This window comes from Jiella endophytica (genome assembly GCF_004519335.1).
GTDB lineage: Bacteria > Pseudomonadota > Alphaproteobacteria > Rhizobiales > Rhizobiaceae > Jiella > Jiella endophytica.
On the sequence record NZ_SOZD01000003.1, the window covers coordinates 492,466 to 518,319 of the forward strand.

At 67.4% G+C, this 25,854-nt stretch carries 24 protein-coding genes; 8 read left to right on the top strand and 16 right to left on the bottom strand.

The window, feature by feature from the left end; translation table 11 throughout:
* Positions 1 to 72: 72 nt before the first annotated feature.
* A complete protein-coding gene (locus E3C22_RS12245) occupies positions 73 to 1,107 on the bottom strand; it encodes an ABC transporter substrate-binding protein (protein WP_134762300.1) in 1,035 nt (344 codons plus the stop codon).
* A gap of 114 nt (positions 1,108 to 1,221) precedes the next feature.
* On the opposite strand from E3C22_RS12245, the gene E3C22_RS12250 reads away from it, so the two are divergent.
* Positions 1,222 to 2,151, top strand: a complete 930-nt coding sequence (locus tag E3C22_RS12250; RefSeq protein ID WP_134762301.1) for a LysR substrate-binding domain-containing protein — start codon at positions 1,222 to 1,224, stop codon at positions 2,149 to 2,151.
* A gap of 40 nt (positions 2,152 to 2,191) precedes the next feature.
* Here E3C22_RS12250 and E3C22_RS12255 read toward each other — a convergent pair whose 3' ends face one another.
* From E3C22_RS12255 to E3C22_RS12320, 14 genes are all read right to left on the bottom strand, one after another.
* Positions 2,192 to 3,250 carry an ABC transporter ATP-binding protein gene (locus E3C22_RS12255; protein ID WP_134762302.1) on the bottom strand — a complete coding sequence of 353 codons (1,059 nt, stop codon included), beginning with the start codon at positions 3,248 to 3,250 and terminating at the stop codon, positions 2,192 to 2,194.
* Positions 3,250 to 4,041: an ABC transporter permease gene (locus E3C22_RS12260; RefSeq protein WP_134762303.1), complete on the bottom strand. Its 792-nt coding sequence runs from the start codon at positions 4,039 to 4,041 to the stop codon at positions 3,250 to 3,252. The genes E3C22_RS12255 and E3C22_RS12260 overlap by 1 nt, the downstream gene beginning before the upstream one ends.
* A complete protein-coding gene (locus tag E3C22_RS12265; RefSeq protein WP_425364972.1) occupies positions 4,038 to 4,898 on the bottom strand; it encodes an ABC transporter permease in 861 nt (286 codons plus the stop codon). Before E3C22_RS12265 ends, E3C22_RS12260 begins: the two co-directional genes overlap by 4 nt.
* A gap of 198 nt (positions 4,899 to 5,096) precedes the next feature.
* On the bottom strand, positions 5,097 to 6,146 hold the full coding sequence (locus E3C22_RS12270) for an ABC transporter substrate-binding protein (RefSeq protein WP_134762305.1): 1,050 nt from the start codon (positions 6,144 to 6,146) through the stop codon (positions 5,097 to 5,099).
* A gap of 29 nt (positions 6,147 to 6,175) precedes the next feature.
* Positions 6,176 to 7,141, bottom strand: a complete 966-nt coding sequence (locus tag E3C22_RS12275) for a PfkB family carbohydrate kinase (RefSeq protein WP_134762306.1) — start codon at positions 7,139 to 7,141, stop codon at positions 6,176 to 6,178.
* Between the two features lie 2 nt (positions 7,142 to 7,143).
* On the bottom strand, positions 7,144 to 8,178 hold the full coding sequence (locus E3C22_RS12280; RefSeq protein ID WP_134762307.1) for an ADP-ribosylglycohydrolase family protein: 1,035 nt from the start codon (positions 8,176 to 8,178) through the stop codon (positions 7,144 to 7,146).
* 3 nt (positions 8,179 to 8,181) lie between these two features.
* Positions 8,182 to 8,907, bottom strand: a complete 726-nt coding sequence (locus E3C22_RS12285) for a GntR family transcriptional regulator (RefSeq protein WP_245514956.1) — start codon at positions 8,905 to 8,907, stop codon at positions 8,182 to 8,184.
* 258 nt (positions 8,908 to 9,165) lie between these two features.
* Complete coding sequence (locus tag E3C22_RS12290) at positions 9,166 to 10,407, bottom strand: glycine hydroxymethyltransferase (RefSeq protein ID WP_167591749.1); 1,242 nt, start codon at positions 10,405 to 10,407, stop codon at positions 9,166 to 9,168.
* Entirely contained in the window at positions 10,404 to 11,627 is a 1,224-nt protein-coding gene (locus tag E3C22_RS12295) for a CaiB/BaiF CoA transferase family protein (protein WP_134762310.1), read from the bottom strand. Before E3C22_RS12295 ends, E3C22_RS12290 begins: the two co-directional genes overlap by 4 nt.
* Positions 11,627 to 12,400, bottom strand: coding sequence for an enoyl-CoA hydratase/isomerase family protein (locus E3C22_RS12300; protein ID WP_134762311.1), 774 nt, complete (start codon positions 12,398 to 12,400; stop codon positions 11,627 to 11,629). The genes E3C22_RS12295 and E3C22_RS12300 overlap by 1 nt, the downstream gene beginning before the upstream one ends.
* 4 nt (positions 12,401 to 12,404) lie before the next feature.
* Positions 12,405 to 13,682, bottom strand: a complete 1,278-nt coding sequence (locus E3C22_RS12305; RefSeq protein WP_425364973.1) for a TRAP transporter large permease — start codon at positions 13,680 to 13,682, stop codon at positions 12,405 to 12,407.
* Positions 13,682 to 14,227 carry a TRAP transporter small permease gene (locus E3C22_RS12310; protein ID WP_206026946.1) on the bottom strand — a complete coding sequence of 182 codons (546 nt, stop codon included), beginning with the start codon at positions 14,225 to 14,227 and terminating at the stop codon, positions 13,682 to 13,684. Before E3C22_RS12310 ends, E3C22_RS12305 begins: the two co-directional genes overlap by 1 nt.
* 150 nt (positions 14,228 to 14,377) lie before the next feature.
* Entirely contained in the window at positions 14,378 to 15,349 is a 972-nt protein-coding gene (locus tag E3C22_RS12315) for a TRAP transporter substrate-binding protein (protein WP_134762314.1), read from the bottom strand.
* Positions 15,350 to 15,408: 59 nt separating this feature from the next.
* Positions 15,409 to 16,605 (bottom strand): pyridoxal-phosphate-dependent aminotransferase family protein, encoded by a 1,197-nt coding sequence (locus E3C22_RS12320; protein ID WP_134762315.1) that lies wholly within the window; start codon positions 16,603 to 16,605, stop codon positions 15,409 to 15,411.
* Between the two features lie 159 nt (positions 16,606 to 16,764).
* Here E3C22_RS12320 and E3C22_RS12325 point away from each other — a divergent pair, with 159 nt between their 5' ends.
* The 3 genes from E3C22_RS12325 (at position 16,765) to E3C22_RS12335 (ending at position 20,880) form a co-directional block, all read left to right on the top strand.
* Entirely contained in the window at positions 16,765 to 19,728 is a 2,964-nt protein-coding gene (locus E3C22_RS12325) for an FAD-binding and (Fe-S)-binding domain-containing protein (RefSeq protein ID WP_134762316.1), read from the top strand.
* Positions 19,729 to 19,808: 80 nt separating this feature from the next.
* Positions 19,809 to 20,495 carry a GntR family transcriptional regulator gene (locus E3C22_RS12330; RefSeq protein WP_245514958.1) on the top strand — a complete coding sequence of 229 codons (687 nt, stop codon included), beginning with the start codon at positions 19,809 to 19,811 and terminating at the stop codon, positions 20,493 to 20,495.
* 61 nt (positions 20,496 to 20,556) lie between these two features.
* Positions 20,557 to 20,880, top strand: coding sequence for a YnfA family protein (locus E3C22_RS12335; protein ID WP_134762317.1), 324 nt, complete (start codon positions 20,557 to 20,559; stop codon positions 20,878 to 20,880).
* A 7-nt stretch (positions 20,881 to 20,887) separates the two neighbouring features.
* On the opposite strand, the gene E3C22_RS12340 is transcribed toward E3C22_RS12335, so the two are convergent.
* A complete protein-coding gene (locus E3C22_RS12340; RefSeq protein WP_134762318.1) occupies positions 20,888 to 21,361 on the bottom strand; it encodes a nucleoside deaminase in 474 nt (157 codons plus the stop codon).
* A 368-nt stretch (positions 21,362 to 21,729) separates the two neighbouring features.
* On the opposite strand from E3C22_RS12340, the gene E3C22_RS12345 reads away from it, so the two are divergent.
* From E3C22_RS12345 to E3C22_RS12360, 4 genes are read left to right on the top strand one after another with little or no spacing between them, the layout of a single operon-like run.
* Positions 21,730 to 22,743 carry an ABC transporter substrate-binding protein gene (locus E3C22_RS12345; RefSeq protein WP_134762319.1) on the top strand — a complete coding sequence of 338 codons (1,014 nt, stop codon included), beginning with the start codon at positions 21,730 to 21,732 and terminating at the stop codon, positions 22,741 to 22,743.
* Positions 22,740 to 23,537, top strand: coding sequence for an ABC transporter ATP-binding protein (locus E3C22_RS12350; protein WP_134762320.1), 798 nt, complete (start codon positions 22,740 to 22,742; stop codon positions 23,535 to 23,537). The genes E3C22_RS12345 and E3C22_RS12350 overlap by 4 nt, the downstream gene beginning before the upstream one ends.
* A complete protein-coding gene (locus E3C22_RS12355; protein WP_134762321.1) occupies positions 23,488 to 24,339 on the top strand; it encodes an ABC transporter permease in 852 nt (283 codons plus the stop codon). The genes E3C22_RS12350 and E3C22_RS12355 overlap by 50 nt, the downstream gene beginning before the upstream one ends.
* Positions 24,336 to 25,727, top strand: coding sequence for an amidohydrolase family protein (locus E3C22_RS12360; protein WP_134762322.1), 1,392 nt, complete (start codon positions 24,336 to 24,338; stop codon positions 25,725 to 25,727). Before E3C22_RS12355 ends, E3C22_RS12360 begins: the two co-directional genes overlap by 4 nt.
* The last annotated feature ends 127 nt before the right edge of the window (positions 25,728 to 25,854 follow it).

The window sequence follows — 25,854 nt, forward strand, 5'->3', positions numbered from 1 at the left end:
CGTCGCGCATTCGCCGCGGGATCGGAGCGGGCCGGAGCCCGCCCCCGTTGATGCTCAGCTAAGAGGTCGCGCTCAGCGCTCGACCTCGCGGGCCCAGCGCTGGGTCCATTCCTGGCGGTTCTGGTTGATCGTGTCCCAGTCGACCTTGACCAGCTTGGAGATCTTCTCCGGGCCGTAGGGCAGCGTCTCGGCGAGTTCCGGCGGCAGCTTGGTCTTCTTGTTGACCGGGCCGGACCCCATGGCATCGCCGAGCTTCACCTGGATCTCCGGGTCGAGGAGATATTTGATGAACTCCTGCGCCGCCTCGGGCGCGTCGCTCTCGACCACCGGGCAGGCGGCGAGCATCAGCGCGACGGCGCCTTCCTTCGGATAGGCGAACTTCGCCGGGAAGCCGGTGTCGGCGAGGGACTTGGTGCGGCCCGAGCCCCAGATCGACAGGGCGATCTCCTTCGACTGAAAGAGCTCCGACATCTTGCCCGAGGACGGCTCGAAGACGAGGACATTGGGCGCGACGTCGTCGGCCATGGCGGTGAAGCCGGGGTCGATGTCCTTCTCGCCGCCACCATTGAGACGGGCCATCATCACCAGGGCATGCAGGCCATAGGTGTTGGAGATCGGCGGGATGGAGAGGATCTGCTCGTATTTCGGATCTTCCAGATCCTTCCAGCTCGACGGCGGCTCCCAGCCCTTCTCCTTGAACCAGTCGGCATTGTAGGTGAAGCCGGTGGCGACGAAGCCGACGCCGATCGAATCCGGGCCGATCTTGGCAAGGTCGTAGATATCGTCGGAGGCGACGTCCTTGGCGAGCGGCGCGCAGAAGCCCAGCGCGTCGGCCTGGTACATCGGGCCGTCGTCGAGGATGACGACGTCGAGTTCCTGGTTGCCCTTCTGGGCCTGCAGCCGGGCGAGGTTCTCGGTCGAGTTGCCGGCGACGAACTGGATCTTGACGTCGTGGGCCTTCTCGAATTCGGGAATGATGAGTTCCTTCATCAGCGTCTCGAAGGACCCGCCGTAGCCGCCGACGGTCAGCGTCTTGGTCTGCGCCTGGGCGCTGACAGCCGCCAGGAGCGAGCCCGCCGCGGCGAGCATGAGGATGTGTTTCTTCATGAAGATCCCTGCCGATACCAGTTTTTGAGCAGGGTCACCTTTTAGGCGTTTCACATTCCATGCAAATGAAATTAAAGGATGGACTCATTCCAATGAGTTATCCGGTCGGGAGCAATGGCACCGCTCAACATCCGTCAGTTGTCCGCCTTCAACGCCGTGATGAAGGCCGGCTCGGTCACCGAGGCGGCGGAGCGGCTGCATGTCAGTCAGCCGGCGGTGACCAAGCTGCTCAAGGGCTTCGAGGAGTCCTGCGGGCTGAGGCTGTTCGAGCGCGGCCAGGGCCGGGTTAAACCGACCAGCGAGGCCCGCCAGCTCTTCGCCGAGACCGAGAAGCTCGAGGCGGGAATGATCCGCGTCGGCAAGCTTGCCGAGTCGATCCGCAATGTCGAACGTGGCGAGGTCTCGACCGTCACCTTCCCGGGGCTGAGCATGCATGTCGCGCCGCAGGCGGCGGCGGCGCTGCTCGACCGCGCGCCGGGTGTCTTCGTCCAGCTGTTCAGCCGCACCTCGCGCAGCATCGAGGATTCGATGGTGACCGGAAAGGCCGATTTCGGCATCAGCCTGCGGCCCTCGACGGCGCCGTCGCTGAATGCCGAAAGGTTCGAGGAGCTCGATTTCGTCGCTGCCCTTCCCGCCCGGCATCCCCTTGCGGCGAAGGAGGTCGTCAGCATCGCCGATCTCGACGGCGAGCGCTTCATCGCGCTTGGTCGTGACGATCTGTCCTATCCGCTGACCGAGGCCGCCTTCCAGCGGGCCGGCGCGCGGATGAACGCCATTGCCGAGGTGCACATGGCGGATGCCGTCTGCGCCATGGTCTCCGCAGGAGCGGGCGTCGCCATTGTGCTGTCGATCACCAATGCCGGCAAGGAGGACAGCCGGCTGGTGTTCCGGCCCCTGCGCGAAGCCTTCACCATGACATCGTGGCTGATCACCCCCCGCGGCGAGCCGATGTCGCTCCTGGCGGTGAGCCTGCTCGACGAGATCAGGCGGCGGGTCCGCCGGCTCCGCAGCCGGACTGACTTGCCGCAGCCGGGCGCCGGATAGCGGAAACGTCGGGTCGAGGACGCGCTGCCTCGAAGGACGGTCAGGCAGCCGGGAGCATCACGAGGTCGTCGCGGTTCCAGCGGAGCTCGACGGGCCTGCCGATCTCGATCGCGGTGCCGCCGCCACGCTGGACGACGGACTTGATCTCCTTGCCCCCGCAGTCGACCACATAGGTGCTGAGGCTGCCGGAGAAGCTCCGGCGCTTGACGACGCCCTGCAGCTGGCCCCCAGCCGTCGCCGCGTCCGGGAGGGCGCTGAGATGGACGCGCTCGGGGCGGATCGCGCAGCGGAAATCGCCGGCGACGGTGCCACCTTCCGGCGGCAGATCGATCGCGAGACCGTTGTCCAGTCGCAGCCTGCCGTTCTCGGCTGTCCCAGAGAGGATGTTCGCCTCGCCGAGGAAGGTTGCGGCGAATTCGCTGGCCGGCCGGTCGTAGATCTCTTCGGGGGCGCCTTCCTGGACGATCCTGCCGTCCTTCAGGATGCCGATCCGGTCGGAGATCGACAACGCCTCTTCCTGATCGTGGGTGACGAAGATGGTGGTGACGCCGACCTCGCGCTGGATGCGCTTGAGTTCGACCTGCATGTCGGTCCTCAGCGCCTTGTCGAGGGCCGAGAGCGGCTCGTCGAGAAGCAGCACGCGTGGTTTGGTCACAATGGCCCTGGCCAGCGCGACGCGCTGGCGCTGGCCGCCGGAAAGCTGGTGCGGCCGGCGCTTGGCGAGGGCCCCGAGTTGCACGAGGTCAAGCGCATCGGCGACCTCGCGGCGGAGGGTCTCGCCCTTCTCGCCGCGCACCTCGAGGCCGAAGGCGACGTTGTCGGCGACACTCATGTTGGGGAACAGGGCGTAGTTCTGGAACACCATGCCGATGCGGCGCTTGTTGACCGGGACGTTCTCCACCGCCTCGCCGTCGATGCGGATCGAGCCCGTGTCTGGAAACTCGAAGCCGGCGATCATCCTCAGAAGCGTCGTCTTGCCGGAACCCGACGGTCCGAGGAGGGCGTAGAAGCCGCCGTCCTCGAAGGCGATCGACACGTCGTCGACGGCCTTGTGGACACCGAAGGTGAGGCTGACGTTCTGAACTTCGACGCGCGCCATTACTGATCGCCTCCAAAGCGGAAAAACCGGGATACGACGAACATCAGGCTCATGGAGAACACGATGATGATCGTCGAGACGGCATTGATTTCGGGTGTGAAGCCCTTGCGGATCGCCGCATAGATCTCGACCGGCAGGGTCGTCTGGCCGGGCGTCGCCAGGAAATAGGAAACGACGAACTGGTCGAAGGAGACGGCGAAGGCGAACAGCCCGCCGGCGACGATGCCCGGCGCGATGCAGGGCAGCGTCACCTTGCGCGTCGTCTGCCAGGCGCTGGCGCCGAGGGAATAGGCGGCGTCCTCGAGGTCCTTCGAAAAGGTCGCCAGCCGCGCCGAGACGACGATGATCACGTAAGGCAAAGCCAGCGCGACATGGCCGAGCAGGATCGCATGCAGCCCGCGGCCGACGCCGGTGCCGAAGAAGAAGATCAGCATCGCCGTGCCTGAGATCAGCCAGGGAATGGCGATCGGCGGGAAGAGCAGCGCCTGCAGCACCCGCTTGCCGGCAAAGTCGTAGCGGAAGAGCGCCAGCGAGGCGGCGGTGCCGAGGATCGTCGCGATGATGGTGGTCATCACGGCGATCTCCAGCGAGTTCAGCGTCGCGGCGATCAGACCGTCATTGTCCGACAGCGCCACGTACCATTCCGTCGTCCATTCGAAGGGCAGCTGGTAGAAGGGCGAGACGTTGAAGGACATCGCCGCCATGATGACCAGCGGCAGATAGAGGAAGACGAGGACGAGGCCGATATAGAAACGGCCGAGCCCCGACAGGAAGGCGGGAGCGCGGATCATGCGGCTTTCCTCAGGACCGGCGCCGAGACGAGCAGGATCACCAGCACGACGGCGAGGAGGATGAAGGACAGAGCGGCGCCGAGCGGCCAGTTGTAGACGGCGGTGAACTGGTCCTCGATGACCGTGCCGTAGAGCGTGCCACCGTGCCCGCCGAGAATGCGCGGCTCCATGAAGGAGCCGACGACGGGGATGAAGATCAGCGCCGAGCCGGCGAGAACGCCCGGCAGCGCCAGCGGCGCGATCACCCGGCGCAGCGTCGTGAAGCGCGAGGCGCCGAGCGAGCGGGCAGCCTCGATCAGCGCGTCGTCGATCGCCTGCAGGCTGAGATAGCAGGTCAGCACCATATAGGGCAGATAGGAGTGGACGAGGCCGATGATGACGGCCGGATAGGAATACATCAGGTCGAAGGTGACCTTGAACGGCAGGATGGCATTCAGCGCCGTATCGAGGATGCCGCCCTCGCGCAGCACCATCGACCAGGAGAACACCCGCACCAGCGAGTTGCTCCAGAACGGCAGAATCACCAGGAGAAAGATCGCCTCGCGGGCGCGGCCCTTGAAGATCTTGGCGAGCACATAGGCCGCCGGAAAGCCGATCAGGACGCAGACCAGCGTGACGATCAGCCCGAGTTCCAGCGAACGCACCAGCAGCGTCGCATAGAGCGGGTCGGAAAAGAACGTCGCGTAGTTGCCGAGCGTCAGCGTCGCCGACTGGCCGCTTGGCGACATCGAGGTCAGCAGCGAGAAATAGACCATGGCCGACAGCGGCAGGAAGATCGCCAGTGTCAGCCAGGCATAGGCGGGCAGGAGAAGCGGCATCGCCTTCACCAGGCCGCTGTCTCGCCTCTTGCCGGTCATTGCCATGATCCTGTTCCCTGCCCCGGAGCGACGTGCGTCCGACGGGACGCCCGAAGGCCGCTCCACCTCTTTGAGCAGACGCATCGTGCCGCCCGAACATCCATTCCGATGTTCGGGCCGGTGCAGCGCCGCTTCCGCCTCATTCGTCGTTCGCCCCGGCCGCTCTTTCGGTCCGCCTGCGGCCGGGGCGAAGCCGCCTCAGTTCGCGCCGACCTTCAGGCTCTGCCAGACCTTGAGATAGTCCTCGCGCTGCTGGTCGGTGATCGGCTCCTGGAACTGGACCCGCTCGGCGACTTCCGGCGCGCCCATGACCTTGCGGTTGAAGCTGTCCTCGGGGAGTGCGGCGACGGCGCGCTTGCTGGCCGAGACCGGAGCGCCGACCGTTTCGTCCCACTCCTTGTAGAACTCCGGCGAGATCATGTAGTTGATGAACTTCTCGGCGCCCTCGACATTGGTCGAGCCGACCGGAATGGCGAAGCTGTCGAGCCAGCCGACGGCCCCTTCCTCGGGCACTGCGAGCGAGACCGGCAGGTTGAACTTGGTCTTCGCCCGGCCGGCCGAGCCGGACCAGTAGGTGCCGAGGTCGATCTGGTTGGAGGCGACCATCTGGTTCCAGTCGTTCTCCGACGACCAGAAGGTGCGGATGTTCGGCAGGAGCTCGGAAAGCGACTGCTTGACCGCGTCCATGTCCTTGACGTCGTTGATGCTCTGCCCGGTGGCGAGCGCCCCCAGCTGGATCGCCTCGACGGCGTCGTCGCGGATCGTCACGCGGCCCTTGTGGTCTTCCTTCCACATCTCCTTGATCGATGTCGGCGCGGTGTCGAAGGCCTTGTCGTTGACGGCGATGGTCGTCAGGCCCCAGGTCCAGGGCACGCCGTAGGTCTTGCCGTCGACATTCAGCATCTTCGACTGGGCCTGCGCCTCGTCGAGATCGCCGTAGTTCTGGATCGTCGCGGTGTCGATCGGCTGGACGAGCTTCTCGCCCAGCGCCTGTTGCATGAAGGCGGCGTTGATCATCACGACGTCGTAGAGGCCGGGATTGGTCCTCAGCTTGGTCAGCATTTCCTGTTCGGAATTGAAGAAGTCGTTGACGACCTTGTCGCCCGTCATCTCCTCGAAGGCCTTCGTGGCGAAGGGCTCGTCGGCGCCGTAGCCCTTCCAGTTGAGGACGTGGAGGTCCTTCGCCATGGCGGAGCTGGCGGTCAGAAGCAGGCCGAGGCCCGCAAGAATTGCCGTGGTCTTGTTCATCGCGTTTTCCTTTCGGCCGTGCTGCCGGTTCAATGAGCCGTTTTCGTCGCGCCGGTTCTCTGCCGGCCTTGGTCCCGATGGGACAGGAAGCGAATGATCTCTTCGTGTGAAGGCCCCGAGGCGCCGCCGGCCCGCGTGACCGAGACGGCGGAGGCGGCATTGGCGTAGCGAACCGCCTCGACCGGCGAGAGGCCGCGGGCGAGCGCTCCGACGAAGGCGCCGAGATGGGTGTCGCCGGCTCCATTGGTGTCGATCGCATCCACCGTGAAGCCCGGCACCGCGACGGGTGCAGCCCCGCGGGCGAGAAGATGCGCGCCCTTCTCGCCGTCGCGCAGAACGATGCCCTCGGCGACCGGCATGCGGCGCGCGAGAATGCCGGCGGCGGCATCGAGGTCGGCTGCGCCGGAGATGATGGCGATCTCGCGCATATTGGCGCTCATCCAGTGCGTCCGGGCGAGGATGCGTTCGAGGGCCTCGGCCGGAACGTCGGCGATCACCGGCGCCGGGTCGAAGATCACGCGGACATCGGGATCGAGCGTCTCGACCAGCGCCAGGATCGCCTCGCGGCAAGCCGGATAGGAGAGGACATAGCCGCTGACGGCGAGCCAGTCGCCGGCCGAGAGCCTGTCCGCAAGGCCGGCGAAACCGTCCGCCCTAGCCTCGGCGCCAGGCCAAGAGATGAAGGAGCGCTCGGCGTCCGGCGTGACGAGAACGGTGCAGTTGCCGCTGTCGATGTCGGCGAGGGGCGGCAGCAGCACTTCGATGCTCTCGGCACTCAGAAACGCCCGCAGCGCGTCGCCGTCCGGCCCGGTACCGAGATGGCCGCCGCAGGCGGTCGCAAGGCCGGTGCGCCGCGCCGCGACCATCATGTTGACGGCGCCGCCCGGCAGCCGCGCAAAGCTGGCGGCCATCAGTTCGGCCGCCCGCTCCGGCAGCGCGGGGACGCGATAGACATAGTCCATCACCGCTCCGCCGAGATGGACGAGCCGCGCCATGGTCAGGCCGCTTCCGTCGTCGGGGCGGCAGCGTTTCGCAGGGCGAGCAGGCCTTTCGCGAGGTCGCCGGCGTGCCCGAGGTCGAAGCCGCGCAGTTCGGCGATCCTGTCGGCGGGAAGCTCCGACTGGCCGGTCGCGGCGCCGGCCATCGCTCCGGCAATCGCGCCGATCGTATCGGTGTCGCCGCCGAGATTGGCGGAGATCACCGCCGCGCGCCAGGGATCGCCATTGGCGGCGGCGACCACGGCGAAGGCTGCCGGGATCGATTCCTGCGAGGCGACGGAGGTGCCGACGAGATCGACGATCGCCGAGATCGCCTCCTGCTCGTTGGCCCCCGAGACGAGCCCCCTCGCCCATTCGATCCGGGCGGCGATGTCCGGCCCCGCCGACCAGGCGCCGACATGGCGGGCGGCGCGGGCCGCCTCGATGCCGCGCTCGGCGGCGTCGTTCCAGGCGTGACCGTCGATCGCCGCGCTGATCGCGGCGGCGACGGCGGCCGCCGAGGAAATCGCGATCGTCGTCGCATGGGTGGCCGCGCAGGTCTCCTCGATGCGCGCGACGAGCCGCTCGAGCGGATCGACCGGCGTCGCGATGGCGACCGGCGCGATGCGCATCGCCGCGCCGTTGGTCGTTCCCTCGCGGCCGGCCTCCTGGGCCGGCGTGCCGGAGCGGATCAGATCGATCGCCCGCTTGGTCGAGGGGCCGAGGAGGTCGTAGCTGCCCCGCGCCTTGACATCGATCTCCCAGGCAAGCAGCCGCTCGACCCAGGCCGCGTGATCGAAGCGCTCGGGGCTTGCCAGCAGCTGCTCGGCGAGAAGCAGCGTCTGCTCGGTGTCGTCGGTGATCATCCCGGCGGGCAGGCCACGCGAGACCGGATGGTCGTCGGTCGGCGTCACGAAACGATCGACATGGCCGTAGCCGCGGCGGATCTCGTCGGCGGACAGAAGCTGCGTCGGCATGCCGAGCGCGTCGCCGAGCGCCCCGCCGACAAGCGCCCCCATGGCGCGATCGAATTGCCGGTCTTCAGTTGCGGCCATGTTCTAGAACTCTCGATGCAATGCGAAATGGGACGGGTTGAGCAGGCTGGTGATGTGTTCCATCACACGCCCCTCCTGCGTGCGAATGACACGGCGGGTGCGCAGGAACATCGTCCCCGGCTCGCAGCGCATGATCTCGGCCTCTTCGGCGGCGAGCGCGACGACGTCGATCCACTCCTCGCCATGGTCCGGAAAGAGCCCGGCCTCGCGCAAGGTCGCGTGAAGCGAGCCGTCCCGCAGCCCCTTGACCGGAAGGTTCTCGATCTCCGGCATCATCGGGATCCGCGAATGCTCGATCGAGATCGCATGGCCGTCGCGGGCGTCGGTGCGGGCGCGGTCGAGGGCGATGAATTCGCTGCCGTCGAGGCCGAGCTTTTCGGCCAGCGCCGCGTCCTCGACGATCTCGAGCCGCAGCGTCCGGGTGACGGCGTTGGCGCCGGCCTTTTCCAGCGCCTTGGTCCAGCCCGCCTCGTCGGCGACGACATTGCCGTCGAAGGTCACGAAGGAACCGATGCCGACGCTGGTCTTGATGAGGCCGCGCCTGGACAGTTCGCTGAGGCTCTTGCGGACGGTCGAGCGGCTGACCGAAAAGCGCCGCACCAGCTGGTTCTCGCTCTGCAGCTGATCGCCATGGGCGAGCTGGCCTGAGCGGATCTCCCGTTCGAGAATCCGGACGATCTTTTCCGGCTTGCCGGCCGCTATCGCAGAAGAATCCTCGGATCTTGCCACTGTCTGGACCTGTCCATCAAACCTGTCTGTACCTGTATCTTTCCGAAATTCGACGACCGTGTCAATGGCCTGATCGACGGCCCGAGCCGGAGCGCAGTTTATATTTTCCCCGGACGGTGGGGCATCCGGGTCAGGCTCGATATTCGGCAGGCTGGGTCGTCTCATCTGAACGGTCTGACGGGAACGGAACGGCCTGCGGAGAGCGGGCCGAACGGCCGGCACGCCCCCGAAACGCTGATGCCGCCCTTCGGCAAGCGTTCAGAGCGTGTCGAGAAACGTCCCGATCGCCGCGACGAGACTTCGCGTCAGGGCCTGGGCCTCGCCCGGGCAACTGGAGGTGCTCGCGGTGAATGTCCGGTCCGGATCTTCGAAGCGTTGCCGGGCGACAAGCTGGCTGCCGAAGCGCAGCCCGTGCTGGCGGGGTGCTCCCGGCACCGGGCAGCGCCCGACGAGGATGTCAGCAGCTTCCAGCTCGGCCATGATCCGTCTGGTCATATCGAGGTCGCCGACGGGAACCACGACCTGATGGGTCCTGGCGGGTTCGTCCGGCAGCAGCACCGGCAGCCCGGCAGCGACGAAGTTGCGCTTCAGCCGGTCGGCGAGGTCGACCGTCAAAGCCGCATAGGCGCCGGTCTCGGCAAATTCGGCGAGGACGCCGCAGAGCGGGCCGAGCCGCGCGGCGTTCTGATTGGCGAGCAGCGCCATATCGAGGAAATCGGCAAAGCGCGCGCCGTGGCTTTCGTCGCGGCCGAGGACGATCGCCCCGGTCGGGCCGGCGAGGGTCTTGTAGGTCGAGGTCGTCATCAGGTCGACGCCGGCCTCGAACGGATTCGCAAAGACGCCGCCGGCGATGAGGCCCGCGACATGCGAGGCATCGTAGAGCGACAGGGCGCCGACGTCCCGGCAGGCCGAGACCACCGGTTCGAGATCGTCCGGGCCGAGGATGACGCTCCGGCCGAGAACGACGAGGGCCGGCCGTAGCCGCCGGATGTCCCTCGCTGCCGCCTCGCTGTCGAGCCGCTGGCAACCCGTATCGAAGGGCAGATCCTCGACCGCCAGCCCGAGCACGGTCGGCGTGCCGCCCCGTCGCTGGCTGAGATGGCCGCCGTCGGCGGCGGCGGGGGCGAGGACGAGATCGCCCCGCGCGGCGAAACAGGCGAAGGCGGCGAGATTGGCGATGGTGCAGCTCGGCAGCCGGCAGTCGGCCCAGCCTGCCTTGAAGACCTTGCAGGCCAGCCGCGAAGCGAGCGCCTCCAGCGAAGCGACGAAATCGCTGCCAGGCTGCTCCTTATCCTCGGGCGGCCCCATCGCCGGCATCAGGCTGAGGGCCGGATCGAAGGCGGCGGCGATGTCGGCGGTCAGGATGTTCGCGCCGGCATAAAGGATCAGGCGCTCCTCCCGCAGCCCGCGGGCATGGCGGGCGACCCTCGCGGCGAGTTCCGCCTTGAGGCCGTCGCCGCCGAGCCCGTCGAGATCGTCGAAGAGGTCCGTCCGCGTCACGGACCGGATCGGGGAGACGCAGCGCGAACCGCTCCGCTTTCGACCATGCGGCCGATCTCCTCCTCCGAATAGCCGCTCTCGGAAAGGATCTCGCGGCTGTGCTCGCCGAGCAGCGGCGCGTGCCGCCCGACCTTTCCGGGTGTCTCGGAAAACTTGATCGGCAGGCCGATCGCCTTCACCTCACCCGCCACCGGATGCGTCGTCTCGACGATCATCTCGCGGGCGAGCGCCTGCGGGTCGGCATGCATCTCGCGGATACTCAGCACCGGCCCGGCGGGAACGCCGGCCGCCTCGAGGCGGGCGAGCCAGGCCTCGGAGGTGTCCTTGACGAAGTACTCGTTGAGGATCGCCTCGAGCGCCGGCAGATTGATCATCCGGCCGTGATTGGTCAGGAAGCGTTCGTCGTCCTTGAGCTCCTCGGCACCGATCACCGTCAGCATCCGCTCCCAGTTCTTCTGGTTCGCGGCACCGAGATTGATCCAGCCGTCGCTGGTGCGAAACGCCTGGTAGGGCGCGTTGAGGGGATGGGCCGAGCCGAGCGGCTCCGGCGAATTGCCCGTCGCAAAGGCGATCGCCGATTGCCAGTAGGTATGGGTGATCCCGGCCTCGAAGAGCGAGGTGTCGACCTTCTGCCCCTCGCCGGTCTTCAGCTTCCGTGTATAGGCGGCGACGCAGCCGAGGGCGCCGAGAATGCCGGCGGTGATGTCGGAGACCGGCGCGCCGGATTTCACCGGCGGGCGCCCTGGCCCCTCGCCGGTGATTGACATCAGCCCGCTCATGCCCTGGGCGATCAGGTCGAAGCCGCCGCGCGAGGCATAGGGGCCGGTGCGGCCGAAGCCGGAGATCTCGCAATAGATGAGGCCCGGATTGACCTTCTTCAGCTCCTCATAGCCGAGGCCGAGCTTCTCCATCGTCCCCATGCGGTAGTTCTCGATGACGACGTCGGCGCTCTCCAGCATGCGCCTCAGCGCCGCCTTGCCATCCTCGCTCTTGAGGTCGATGACGATGCCGCGCTTATTGCGGTTCATCATCATGAAGGCGGCGGATTCGCCCTTAATGTCCGGCGGCAGGAAGCGGCGGGTATCGTCGCCCTCGGGCTTTTCCACCTTGACGACGTCGGCCCCCATGTCGGCGAGCATCATGCCGCAGACCGGGCCGGCCATGATGTGGGCGAGCTCGACGACCTTCATGCCGGCGAGCGGTCCGAAGCTCTCCGCCATCACCTGCCGCTCCACTGAGGCTTGCGCTTGCCGAGAAAGGCCTCGAGCCCCTCCTTGAAGTCCTCGCTCATATAGGCGGCGAGCACGAGGTCGCGGTCGCTGGCCGAGGCGCCCTCGGTGCGCAGGCGCCGCAGCGCCTCCTTGGTGGTGCGAAGGGTGATCGGCGCGTGGCCGGTCAGCGTCGTCGCGAGCTCTGCCGCCCGGGCGATCAGCGCCGGATGATCGGCGACGATATCGGAGATCAGCCCGACCGCCTTCGCCTCCTCGGCCCCGACCAGCCGGGCGGTGAAGATGACGTCCTTGACCCGCCCCGCCCCCATCAGGGCGGAAAGCCGCGAGAGATTGGCGATCGACAGGCAGTTGCCGAGGGTGCGGGCGATCGGGAAGCCGAAGCGCAGATCGGCGGTGGCGATGCGGATGTCGCAGGCCGCCGCGATACCGGCCCCGCCGCCGGTGCAGGCGCCGGAAATCGCCGCGATGGTGGGGATCGGGCATGCCTCGACCGCACTGAGGACGGTGTCGATCCGGTGTTCGTAGTCGAGCGCGTCCTGATCCGTCGAAAAGCCGCGGAACTGGGTCATGTCGGTACCCGCCGCAAAGGCCTTCTCGCCGGCGCCGGTGACGACGAGGCATCTGACGTCGCCCGGCTCCCGGCAGATCCCGGCCAGCCGGTCGTACATCGCGAAGGTCAGGGCGTTGCGTGCCTGCGGCCGGTTGAGGGTGATCCAGCCGACGCCGTCCCTCGCCTCGTAGAGAAGTTCCGTCTCGGACATCGCATCACCTGTAGAAGAAGTCGACGAGGAACATCGGGATTGCCGGCACATAGGTGCAGAGCATCAGCACGAAGAGAAGCACGCCGACGAAGGGCAGGTTCCACTTCGACACCTCCCATATGTTCGCCTTGGCGATCGAACAGGCGGTGATCAGCACCGAGGCCACCGGCGGGGTTTGCTGGCCGATGGCAAGGTTGAGCGTCACCACCAGGCCGAAATGCACCGGGTCGATGCCGGCCTGATTGATCAGCGGCACGATGATCGGGACGACGAGGATGATCGCCGCCGAGGAATGCAGGAAGAAGCCGATCACCAGGAAGAAGATGTTGAGGATCAGAAGGATCAGGTACTGATTGGTCGTCAGGTCCAGGATCGCCGAGGCAAGCGCCTGCGGCACCCGCGCCGTCGTCAGGTAGGAGCCCATCAGGATCGAGGCTGCCACCAGCAGCATCACCACGGCGGTCTGGATGCCGCCTTCGAGGGTCGCTTCCTTCAGCTGCTTCCAGTCGATCTCGCGATACCAGAGGCCGACGAGGATCGCCGCGACGACGGCAAGGCCCGCACCCTCCGTCGCGGTGACGACGCCGCCGAAGATGCCGCCGAGGATGATCACCGGCAGGGCGAAGCAGGGCAGCGCCTCGACGAAACTCTTGCGCAGCCGCGCCAGATTGAAGGCGGCCTCGGTCGGAAAATCGTAGCGCCGGGCGAAGTAGTAGGCGGTGCCCATCAGTCCGGCGGCGCCGATCAGGCCCGGCACGACGCCGGCGACGAAGAGCTGCTCGATCGACGCGCCGGAAGCGACGCCGTAGAGGATCATCGGGATCGATGGCGGGATGATGATCGCCAGCGAGGCCGCCGAGGAGGTCACCGCCGCGGCGAACGGCGCCGGATAGCCGCGCTTCTTCATTTCCGGAATGAGGATCGAGCCGATCGCCGCGACGTCGGCGACGGCCGAGCCGGAGATCTCGGCGAAAAACAGCGAGACGCCGATATTGACCATCGACAGGCCGCCGCGAACGAAGCCGACGATCGCCGAGACGAAGGCGATGAGCCGCCTGGTGATGCCGGTGGCGTTCATGATCGCGCCGGCGAAGACGAACATCGGGATGGCGATCAGCGAGAAGCTCTTGGCCCCGGCATACATGTCGAGCGCGATGGTGACGAGCGCGCCGGTGCCGTCGGTGATCGCGATGGCGAGCACCGCCGAGAGGGCGAGCGCCACGGCGATCGGCACGTTGATGCAAACCATCGCGACGAGGGCGAGGAAGATCGCGAGCAGCATCAGCCCTGCCCTCCGTTCGAGGAAGGTCGTTCGGGCGTCGCGTCATGCGCCATCACCGCGTGCTCCGTCGAATGGCCGGACATCACCAGCCGCCAGTAGTCCGGCAGGCTGAGAAGCTCGCAGACGATGAACAGGACGGCGCCGATCGGAATGACCGACTGGGTCAGCGAGACCGGCACCCAGGTGAGGCTGACGAGGGTCTCGCCCTGAAGGATCGTCAGCACCGTGTAGCCCGCCCAGGCGAGTAGGGCGAAAAAGAACAGCACGAGGAACTCGGCGACGATCACCGCGACCTTGCGGGCCGGGATCGGCAGCGACAGGAGCACGTCGTCGAAGCCGATATGGCCGCGTTTCAGGGCGGCGAGTGCCGCGCCGTAATAGGTGATCCAGGCGAGCAGGACCGAAGCCACCTCGTCATACCAGGAGAGCGACGCCCCCGCCTTGCGATAGATCACCGCGACGATGACGACCGTCGTCAGCACCACCATCAGGCCGATCACCACCCAGGTGAGGATCTCTCCCAGAAACTTCGCCGCTTGGCGCACAAATCCCTCCCACGCCCCCGACGATGGGGGCGGCTGCCGTCCTCGATCGTCCCGATTGCCGGCGGGGCGCCCCTCCCGGACAGCCCCGCCGCGATAGTCCCGCAGATCGCCGGGCAGCGCCAGCATGGCGCGGCCCGGACGCCGTCTGCGTCAGGAGCCCTTGGCGAGCGCCTGGATGTCGTCGATCAGCTTCTGGCCGCCCTCGACCTCTTCGCCGAACTGCTTGTAGATCGGCTTCGAAGCCTCGATGAAGGCGTCCTTGTCGGCCTCGTTGACCGCCGTGTCGGCGGCCTCGATCTTGCTGACCAGATCCTCGTCCATCTGGGCCGAGGTCTTGTAGGCGAAGTCGCTCGACTTGGTGGCGCAGTCCTGCACCGCCGTCTTCACCTCGTCGTCCCAGCCGTCCCAGTTGCGCGAGGAGGTGGCGAGGAAGGCCGGCGAATAGACGTGGCCGGTCATCGAGAGGTACTTCTGCACCTCCTGGAACTTGCCGGAATAGATCTGGGCGAGCGGGTTTTCCTGGCCGTCGATGACGCCGGTCTTCAGCGCGGTGAAGACCTCCGAGAAGGACATCGGCGTCGGGTTGGCGCCGTAGCTCTGGAACATCTTGACGCGCCATTCGCCCTTCGGGGTGCGCAGCTTGACGCCCTTCAGATCCGCCGGGACGTTGATCGGCCGGACATTGTTGGTGATGTTGCGGAAGCCGTTCTCCCAGAAGCCGAGGATCTGGTAGCCCTTCTCCTTGGCCGCATCGACGAAGGTGCCGCGCATCTTGTCGCGCACCCGCCGCATGTGGTCGCGGTCCTTGATCAGATAGGGCATCTCGAAGACGCCGAAGGTCGGCGACACCGAGCTCATGATCGACGACGGCAGCGAGAACGCGATCTGCCCGAGCTTCAGCTTCTGCAGCATCTCCTCGTCACTACCGAGCTGCGACGAGCCATAGGTCTCGACGGTGGCGACACCGGTATCGTTGACGCATTTGGCGAAGTTGTTGGCGGTCGCCTCGTAGAGCGAGCCGGGATCGCCGACATGGCCGAGCTTCAGGGTCGGCCCGGCCTCGGCGGCCGTGGCGGAAAGCGCGAGCGCCGCGGCGCCCAGCATCAGTTTGCGCAGTTTCATGGTCTTCCTCCCAGGTTTCGTTGATCGAAGGGCGGCTCCTCTTCCGCCCGTCCTTGCTTCTATTCGGCCGCCTGACGCGCCTCCTTCGCGGTTGCCGAGACGAGCACCGCCATGGCAGCGTCGACACCACCCTTTTGATGCGGAACGCCGCTGGCCTCCAGCCCCATCTCGACGCCTCCCAGCGTTCCGATCAGGGTGAGATCGTTGAAGTCGCCGAGATGGCCGATCCGGAAGATCTTGTCGGCGAGCTTCGACAGGCCGGCACCGAGCGACATGTCGAAGCGCTCAAGGATCGTCTTTCGCAGCGCGTCGGCGCCCGTCTCGCCGGGCATCAGCACGGCGGTCAGCGACCCGGAGTGATGGGCCGGCTCGGCGCACAGCACCTCGAGGCCCCAGGCCTCGACGGCCGCCCGCGTCGCCGCCCCGTGCCGCTGGTGGCGGGCAAAGACGTTGGCAAGGCCCTCCTCGTGCAGCATTTCGATCGCGGCATCGAGGCCGTAGAGGAGATTGGTCGCCGGCGTGAAGGGAAAGAAGCCCTTGTCGTTCATCGCCAGCATCTCGTCCCAGGCCCAGTAGGACCTTGCCAGAGAGGCGGTCTTCGAGGCTTCGATCGCCTTGTTCGAAATGGCGTTGAAGGAGAGCCCCGGCGGCAGCATCAGCCCCTTCTGCGAGCCGCCGACGGTGACGTCGACGCCCCAGGCGTCGTGGCGGTAGTCGAGCGAGCCGAGCGAGGAGATGGTGTCGACCATCAGGAGCGCCGGATGGCCCGCCGCGTCGATCGCCTTGCGCACCTCGCCGATCTGCGACACGCAGCCGGTGGAGGTCTCGTTGTGGACGACGCAGACCGCCTTGATCTCGTGGCCGGCATCCTTCTTCAGCCGCTCGCCGATCGCGGCGGAATCGGCACCGTGACGCCAGTCGCCGGCGATGAACTCGGTTTTCAGTCCGAGTTTTTCGGCAAGCTTCTTCCACAGGCTGGCGAAGTGGCCGGTCTCGTACATCAGGACGAGATCGCCCGGCGACAGCGTGTTGACGAGGGCGGCCTCCCAGGCGCCGGTGCCGGAGGCCGGATAGATGATCACCGGATTTTCGGTCTGGAAGATCGTCCTGATTCCGGTGAGGACGCGCTTCGCCATCGCCTGGAATTCCGGGCCGCGATGATCCATCGTCGGCATGTCCATGGCCCGCAGCACGCGGTCCGGCACGTTGGTGGGGCCGGGGATCTGCAGGAAGTGGCGGCCGGCATGATAGGTCACGTGAGCGTCTCCCGTTCACCGCGCAGCGCCCCTCTCGAACGCCCGCTGGTCGTCTCGCGCTCTTGTCGGCGCGCTGGTTTTCGGCTCCAATTGGATTATGAATTCATTATTCAGTCAAGCAGCTAGAACAAAAACTGCGTCTCGGGAGGGCGTGAACTGATGTCGGAAACGATCCGCCCCGGCCTGTCCCGGCGGCTTTCGCGGGAGATTGCCGGCGAGGTCCTGTTCGACCGGTTTTCCCGGGGCCGCTATGCCACGGATGCCTCGATCTACCAGATGATGCCGGCCGGCGTGGTCGTCGCGAAGGGCGCCGACGACGTCGCCGCGGCGCTCGACGCCGCCCGGGAGGAAGGCATCGCCCTGACCATGCGCGGCGGCGGCACCTCGCAATGCGGCCAGACGGTCAATTCCGGCCTGATCGTCGACACGTCGAAGCACATGAACCGGCTGATCGAGCTCGACGTTGCCGGCCGGCGCGCGCTGGTCGAGCCGGGCATCGTCCTCGACGATCTCAACCGGCTCCTGAAACCGCACGGCCTGTGGTTCCCGGTCGACGTCTCCACCGCCTCGCGTGCGACGATCGGCGGCATGGCGGGCAACAATTCCTGCGGCTCGCGCTCGCTGCGCTACGGCACCATGCGCGACAACGTCATCGCCATCGACGCGATTCTCGCCGACGGCACGAAGGGCCGATTCGCGACGCTGGAGCAGGCGGCGCGGGGCGAGCCGCCGCGCGACCTGATCACCGCCATGCTGGCGCTCGGCCGGCGCGAAGCCGAAGAGATCGCCGCGCGCTTTCCGAAGGTGCAGCGCCGGGTCGGCGGCTACAATCTCGATGCCCTCGTCGAGGACGATGCACCGGTCAATCTCGCCCATCTGCTCGTCGGCTCGGAGGGAACGCTCGGCATCTCGACCGCCGTCGAGATCAGGCTGTCGCCGCTGCCGAAAGCGTCGAAGCTTCTCGGCGTCTGCCATTTTCCGACCTTCCGGGCGGCGATGGAGGCGGCGCAGCACATCGTCGCGCTGAAGCCGACCTCGGTCGAACTGGTGGATTCGACGATGATCGGCCTTGCCCGCGACATCCCGATGTTCCGGCCGACCCTCGAGGCCTTCGTCGAAGGCCGGCCGGCGGCGCTGCTCCTCACCGAATTTGCCGACGAGCCGGAGGAGAACGCCGAAAGCATCGAGCGGCTCGAAGCGGTGATGAGCGATCTCGGCTACGGCTTTTCGCGAGGCGGAGCCCATGAGGGCGGCGTCGTGACGGTGTCCGATCCAAAACTCCAGAGCGCCATCGCCGAACTGCGGGCCGCCGGCCTCAACATCATGATGTCGATGAAGGAGGCGGGAAAGCCGGTCTCCTTCGTCGAGGACTGCGCCGTGCCGCTGGAGCATCTTGCCGACTACACAGACAGGCTGACCGCGATCTTCGAGGGGCACGGGACCCGCGGCACCTGGTACGCCCACGCCTCGGAAGGCTGCCTGCACGTGCGCCCGGTCCTGAACGTCAAGCTCGAGAACGACGTCAGGACCATGCGGGCGATCGCCGAGGAGGCCTTCGCCATGGTCCGCGAATACAAGGGCTCGCATTCCGGCGAGCATGGCGACGGCATCGTGCGCTCGGAGTTCCACGAGGCGATGTTCGGCGCCCGGATCGTCGGCGCTTTCAAGGAGGTGAAGACCGCCTTCGATCCGTCGAACCTCCTCAATCCCGGCAAGATCGTCGATCCGCCGAAGATGGATGACCGCAGCCTGATGCGCTATCCGCCGGGCTATGCCGGCGAAGACTTTGCCACCGTCTTCGACTGGTCGTCCTGGACCGGTTCGGCCGGCGGTTTCCAGGGCGCCGTCGAGATGTGCAACAACAACGGCGCCTGCCGGAAATCCGCCGGCGCGGTGATGTGCCCGAGCTACCGCGTCACCCGTAACGAGCGGGACGTCACCCGCGGCCGGGCGAACACCCTCAGGCTGGCGATCTCCGGCCAGCTCGGGCCGGAAGCGCTCCATTCCGACGAGATGGCCGAGACGCTGAAACTCTGCGTCTCCTGCAAGGCCTGCCGGCGGGAATGCCCGACCGGCGTCGACATGGCGAAGATGAAGGCCGAGGTCCTCTATCAGCGCGGCAGGAAGCGCGGCTTTTCGGCCAAGGACCGGCTGATCGCCAACCTGCCGCTGACGGCGCCGCTCGCCGCCCGGATCGGCGGTGCCCTCGGCCTGCGCGACAAGGTCGGCACCTTCGCCGGCCTCTCGGAAAAGCTGTTCGGCTTCTCCGCCAGGCGCTCGCTGCCGAAATTCCGGCGCGATCATTTTCGCGACGCGGAGGGCGACGTTCCGGCCGGTGCTCGGGCGCACGGCACCGCCGAGGGCTCGGCCGAAAAGCCCGGCGTCGTCCTTCTCGCCGACACCTTCGGGCGCTGGTTCGATCCGCAGACCCTGCGGGCCGCGGTCAAGGTGCTGGGCGCGGCCAGATACGCCGTCGAAACCGCCCGCCCCCTCTCCGGCAGGCGGCCGCTCTGCTGCGGCCGCACCTATGTCGCGAGCGGCATGGCCGACCGCGCGAAAGAGGAGGCCGAGCGGACCATCGCCGCATTGCTTCCGCATGTTCGGGCCGGCCGGCTGATCGTCGGTCTCGAACCCTCCTGCCTCTTGACGCTGCGCGACGAGTTTCCCGCCCTCGTCCCCGGTAAGGAGTCCGCGGAAATTGCATCCGCAGCGCTGCTCTTCGAGGAGTTCCTCGCCCGCGAGATCAAGGCTGAGCGGCTGTCGCTGCCGCTGGCGCCGCTCGGCCGCAAAGCCTATCTTCACGGCCATTGCCACCAGAAGGCCTTCGGCGCCATGCCGGCCGTCGAGGCAGCGCTGCGGCTGATCCCGGACATCGACCTCGTCACGATCGAAAGCTCGTGCTGCGGCATGGCCGGCGCCTTCGGCTACGACGCCGAGACGATCGACGTGTCGCTGGCGATGGGCGAGGCCTCGCTGTTGCCGGCGGTGCGCGCCGCGCCCGAAGATGCGCTGATCGTCGCGGACGGCACCTCCTGCCGCCACCAGATCCACGACGGCGCAGATCGCCAGGCGGTGCATGTCGCCGAGGTGCTCGCCGGCGCTTTGGCGTCCGGCGATGGTTGAGGCTAAGACTTTTCGCGGGGCAGCCCACGGGTCTGCCGCCGCTCGCCGGCCGCCCCCGAACCGCGCGGATTGAACGTCAAATGGCAGACACAGCGATGAGCCTACTCGATCTCGAAAAACCCCTGGTTCGCCCGGCGCTGTCGGTGGAGATCACCGACCGGATGCGGCGGATGATCATGGAGGGGGAGCTGAAGCCCGGCGAAAAGGTGCCGGAAAAGGCCCTGACCGAGCATTTCGGCGTCTCCCGCACGCCGATCCGCGAAGCGGTGAAGATCCTTGCCCATGAAGGCCTCGTCGAACTCGTGCAGAACCGCGGCGCCATCGTCGCGCCTCAGACGGCCGACGAGCTGCGCGAGCTCTTCCCCGTCATCGCTGCGCTGGAAGGCGCGGCCGGCGAGCTCGCCGCGGGCCATGCGAGCGACGCGGCGATCGCGGCGCTCGGCGAGCGCTGCGTCGCGATGCGGGCGGCCTATGAATCCGGCGACCGGCCGACCTATTTCGACATCAACCAGCAGATCCATGCCGGCATCCTGAAGGCCGCCGGCAATCCGACCATCATGCGTCACCATGCGGCGCTGGCGAGCCGTGTCTTCCGGGCGCGCTACCAGGCCAATCTCTCAGGCGACCGCTGGCATGCCGCGACGCTGGAGCACGAGGCGATCCAGGCGGCGCTCGAGGCACGCGACGGCAAGCGGCTCGGCGAGTTGATGCGCGAACACCTCATGCACAAGCTGGAATCTTTGACGCGCACTCTCCTTCCCGAATGACGGCAGGGTTTTGCCAACAAATTCCGTTGTCGCCTCCGCCACCGGATGGCAGACCACGCAGATGACCATCCTCGCCTATTTCGGGGCGGCCATCGCCGAGATCGCCGGATGTTTCGGCTTCTGGGCGTGGCTGCGGCTCGGCCGGACAGCTTTGTGGCTGGTCCCGGCCGCGGCCTCGCTCTGCCTGTTCGCCTATCTCCTGACACTCGTCGAGGCGGACCAGGCGGGCCGCGCCTATGCCGCCTATGGGGGCGTCTATATCGCCGCCTCGCTCGGCTGGCTCTGGCTGATCGAGGGCAGCCGGCCCGACCGCTGGGACCTTTGCGGCGCGGCGATCTGCCTTGCCGGCGCCGCCGTCATCATCTGGGGACCGCGCGGCGCGTAACAAAGGCTCACCAGAAGTCCCGGTGGACCTCGGCCGATTCCGCCTCGATCAGAGGGCCCACGACCTCGACCTGCCGCTGGCCGGCGGCGAACACCGTTCGGCAGGGAAGGTCCATCGTGAGGTTTTCCGGATTCGGGCCAATCAGTTCCTTCAGGCCCTTTTCGCCGAGGCCGTAGACGACCCGCCCGAGCCCCGCCCAATAGGCGGAGCCGGCGCACATCGCGCAGGGCTCGGCATTGGCGACCATCGTGCAGCGCGACAGGAACGCCGCGTCATAGGCCAGCGAGGCGTCGGTCATCAGGTTGCGCTCGGCATGGCCGGTCCTGTCGCCCCTGGTGCCGCCGGTGTTCATCGCCTCCATCAGCTTCTCGCCGTTGGGCCCGAGAAGGATCGCGGCAAAGGGATGATCGCCCCGCTCGCGGCTCTTCCAGGCGAGCGCGATGGTCTCGCGGACCCATTCGACGTCGGATTTTCCGGCCATGTGATCGATCGCCCTTTCGCGCTCCGATTCCCTTTTCCGCAGGGTGCAGGCGGCTTACCCCGGCCGCAATGGCCCGACGCGATGAAGATTTGCGCGCTGCTGCTTCATCATTGAGCATTTAGCAATCGCGCCCCGCAAGCGGCGCCCCGAGAGGCCGACGGAGCCGCCCCCGATGCGGCTGGCACGGCCTTTGCATCGTCACCGCCGAGTAGAAGCGGTCAGGCGGTTTCCGCCGGGACATTGCTCAGTTGGGCGTACCGACACCGGTCCGTGGCCCGCTGATCCGCTTTTGCCGCGATCCACGGACAACGCCCACTCTGATGCCACAAGGCGCGCCGCTCCGGCCCGCCCAAACGGAGCTGAAGGGCATGGCACGAAACGATCTTCTCCCGCGTCTCATCGGCGGTCTTTTCGCCGGCTGCGCGCTTCTTGCCGCCGGCAGCGCCAGCGCCGCCGACAAGGTCGCCTACCAGCTCGACTGGCTGCCCGGCGGCGACAAGGCGCCGATCTATGTCTGCGTCGACAAGGGGTTCTGCGCCGATGCCGGGCTCGACGTCTCGATCGTCCCGGGCCGCGGCTCCTCCGAGGCGATCACCAAGATCGCCACCGGTGCGTCGGATATCGGCTCCGCCGACATCGGCGCGCTGATGGCCGCCCGCGTCAACGAGAGCGTGCCGGTCATCGCCGTCATGTCGATCTTCAACAAGGGCCCGCACGCCTTCTACACGCTGGAGGGCAGCGGCGTCGAAACCATCACCGACGTCAAGGGCAAGACGGTCGCGACCTCGCCCTTCACCTCCTCCAACGTCTTCCTGCCGCTGGTCCTCAAGGATGTCGGCCTCACCGAGGACGACATCACCCTCACCAAGGCCGATCCCGGCGCCCTCGGCCCGATGCTGATGACCGGCGCCAGCGACGTCATCATCGCCTGGATGACCGACGTCTCCCGCTATACCGGCCAAGCGAAGAATGCCGGCAAGACGATCAAGGTGTTTCCCTGGTCGGCGGCCGGGCTCGAGCTCTATTCGGCATCGCTGATCGCCAATGAGGGCTTCCTGAAGGACCGCCCGGACGTCGCCAGACGCTTCATCGCCGCCTTCAGGAAATCCGTCGAGTTCTGCATCGCCAATCCGCAGGAAGCCGCCGAGTCGGTCTCCCACATCGTGCCGGAGCTCACCGCCGAGAACGTCCTCGGCTCGCTCAAGGACACGCTCGTCCTCGTCGACAACGACGTCACCGAGAAGGACGGGCTCGGCGTCTTCGAGCCGAAGCGTCTCGCCGCCACCTGGGAGCGGGTTTCCGCCGCCCAGCAGCTCGACAAGGACGTCCTCGATCCCGAGACGGTGGTCGATCGCGCCTTCGTTCCAGGCGCCACCCAGTGACCCCGGCCAACGATCGGCCGGGCGACCCGGCGATCGTCTTCGACGGCCTTGGCCAGGTGTTCCACACCCGGTCGGGCCGCACCCACGCGCTCGACCATGTGGATTTCACCGTGGCGCGGCACCAGTTCGTCGCCGTGCTCGGGCCGTCGGGCTGCGGCAAGTCGACCCTCTTGCGGATGATCGCCGGGCTGCTGCAGCCGACATCGGGCGAGGTCCGCGTCTTCGGCCTCAAGGTCGCCGAGCCGCGCGACGACGTCGGCATCGTCTTCCAGAAGCCGACGCTGCTGCCCTGGGCGAGCGCCGAGGACAACGTCGTCTTCCCGCTCCGCCACAAGACCGGACGGGTCGACGCCGCCGACTGGGAACGGGCCCGCGCACTGCTGACCACGGTCGGTCTCGGCGGCTTCGAAGAGCGGCTGCCGGCAGAGCTTTCCGGCGGCATGCAGCAGCGCGTCGGCATCGCCCGGGCGCTCTTCATGGAGCCGGACATCCTGTTGATGGACGAGCCGTTCTCGGCCCTCGACGCGCTGACCCGCGAGGAGATGGGCTTCGAGCTCGTCCGGGTCTGGGAGGCCCAGCCGAAGACCGTCGTCTTCATCACCCATTCGATCTCCGAGGCGCTGCTCCTCGCCGACCGCATCGTCGTCATGAGCCCGCGCCCGGGCCGGGTGATCGAGGACCTGATCGTTCCCCTCTCCCGGCCGCGCGCCGGCGAGACGGGATTTCAAAACGCCGGAAAGATCCATGAGCTCTCAGGACATCTCCGCAGCCTCCTCGTCCAGCGCGCGGCCTAGGCCGGCGGCAAGGCAACCGGGGCCGGGCTTAGCGGCCCGCGCCCTCGCCGCGCCCGGCCTCGTTCCGGTCGCGACCTTCGTGGCGATCCTCCTCGTCTGGGAGATCGCCTGCCGGGTCTTCGCCATACCCTCCTTCGTGCTGCCGGCGCCGAGCCGCATCGTCGAGGGGTTCGGTGCCGTCAGCCTCGGACGCTGGATCGAACATATCTGGGCGACCCTCAGCGTCGCGCTGATGGGTTTCGCTCTGTCGATCGCCATCGCGATCCCGATCGCCGTCTTGCTGGCGCGCTCCGAGACCCTGTCGCGGGCGCTCTATCCGATCCTCGTCGTCATCCAGTCGACGCCGATCGTCGCGGTCGCGCCCATCATCATCGTCGTGATGGGCGCCGGCGACGCGCCGCGGGTCGCCATCACCTGCCTGATCACCTTCTTCCCGCTCGTCGTCTCCACCACCACCGGCCTGATGGCGACGCCGCCGGAACTCATCGAACTGTCGCGCTCGCTGCGCGCGCCGGCGATCCGCGAGATCACCCAGATCCGCTTGCCCTATGCGGTGCCCTTCATCTTCTCGGCGCTGAAGATCTCGGTCACCCTCGCGGTCATCGGCGCCGTGGTGGCCGAGTTCGTCGCGGCGGAAAAGGGCGTCGGCTACTTCATCCAGTTCTCGACCTCGATGTTCCAGATCCAGCAGGCCTGGTCGGGCCTCGTCGTCCTCGTCCTGATGTCGCTGGCGCTGTTCCAGCTCGTCAATCTGGCGCAGAGGCTGTTCTTCCCCTGGAGCCTGTCGGAGAAGGGCCGATGACGAGCTTCCTCGTCACCGGCGCCGTCGGCATCCTCACCGGTCTTCCCGGCGAGGCGGCGCGCGCTGCCGGCGACATCCGCGTCGAGGCCGGCACCATCACCGAACTCGGCGATCTGGCCGCCCGCCCCGGCGAGCGGATCGTCGACGCCTCCGGCTGCGTCGTCACGCCCGGCCTCGTCAACACCCACCACCATCTCTTCCAGAGCGTGCTCAAGGCCGTGCCCGCCGGCATGAACGAGCCGCTGGCGCCCTGGCTGCGGCTGGTGCCGTACTCCTACTGGCATCTCATCGACGATGAGGCGCTGCGGGTCGCGGCCCGCATCGGCCTCGCCGAGCTGATGCTCTCCGGCGCGACCACCGTCGCCGATCATCACTATTTCTACTCCGACCGCTTCGACTACGATCCGAGCGCCGTCCTTTTCGAGGAAGCCGAGAGGCTGGGCATCCGTTTCGCGCTGCTGCGCGGCGGCGCCACCAAGGCCAGGCGTTTCGACGGGACCGACATGGTGCCGCTGCCGACCGAGAGCTTTTCGGCGATGACGGCCGCCGTCGAGCGCGACGTCGCGCGCTTCCACGATCCGGCGCCGGGTGCCATGCGCCGCGTCGTCTTCGCGCCGACGACGCCGACCTATTCGCTGCACCCCCACGAACTGGTCGAGGCGGCGCGCTTTGCCCGTTCTCTCGGCATCAGGCTGCATTCGCATCTGTCGGAGGATACCGGCTACGCCGCCTTCACCCTTGCCGAATATGGCGCCCGACCGGTGGAGTGGCTGGCCGGCCACGAATGGCTCGGCGACGACGTCTGGTTCGCCCATCTCGTCGACCTGTCCGAGCGCGAGATCGCCCTTCTCGCCGAGACCGGCACCGGCATGGCCCATTGCCCGCAGGCGAACGCTCGGCTCGGCTCGGGGATCGCGCCTGCGCCGGAGCTTGCGGCACGCGGCGGCGCGGTGTCGCTGGCGGTCGACGGCGCGGCAGCCAACGAGGCGGCGGATATGGCGAGCGCGCTCTTTGCGGCCTTTTCGCTGCACCGGGCCGCGAAGGGCGCGAAGGCGGTGCGCACCGAAGAGATCATGCGCTGGGCGACGGCAGGCGGCGCCCAGGTTCTCGGCCTTCCGGCCATCGGCACGATCGCGGTCGGCAAGCAGGCAGACCTTGCCCTCTTCGATATGTCCAACCCCCGCTACCTCGGCCAGCACGACGCGGTTCTGGGGCCCGTCATCTCGGGCGGTCAGGCACAAATCCGCGCAAGTTTCGTCGCCGGCAAGGAGATCGTCGTGGACGGCCGCATCCCCGGCCTCGACCTCGGCGAACTCGGCGCGGCGGCGACCCGCGTCGTCGCGCGCATCAAGCAGCGCGCAAAGAAGGGAGGCGCCCTGGCCGCTTGAGGGTCGCCAGCCCGACAGGATGCATCGGACCCCGGGAGTAGAAGCAGTCAGCGCTCGATCGTCGGCGCCGGTCATTGCTCCTTCGGAACGCGGCGACGGCCGCCTTTGATCGAAACGGAGAACTGAA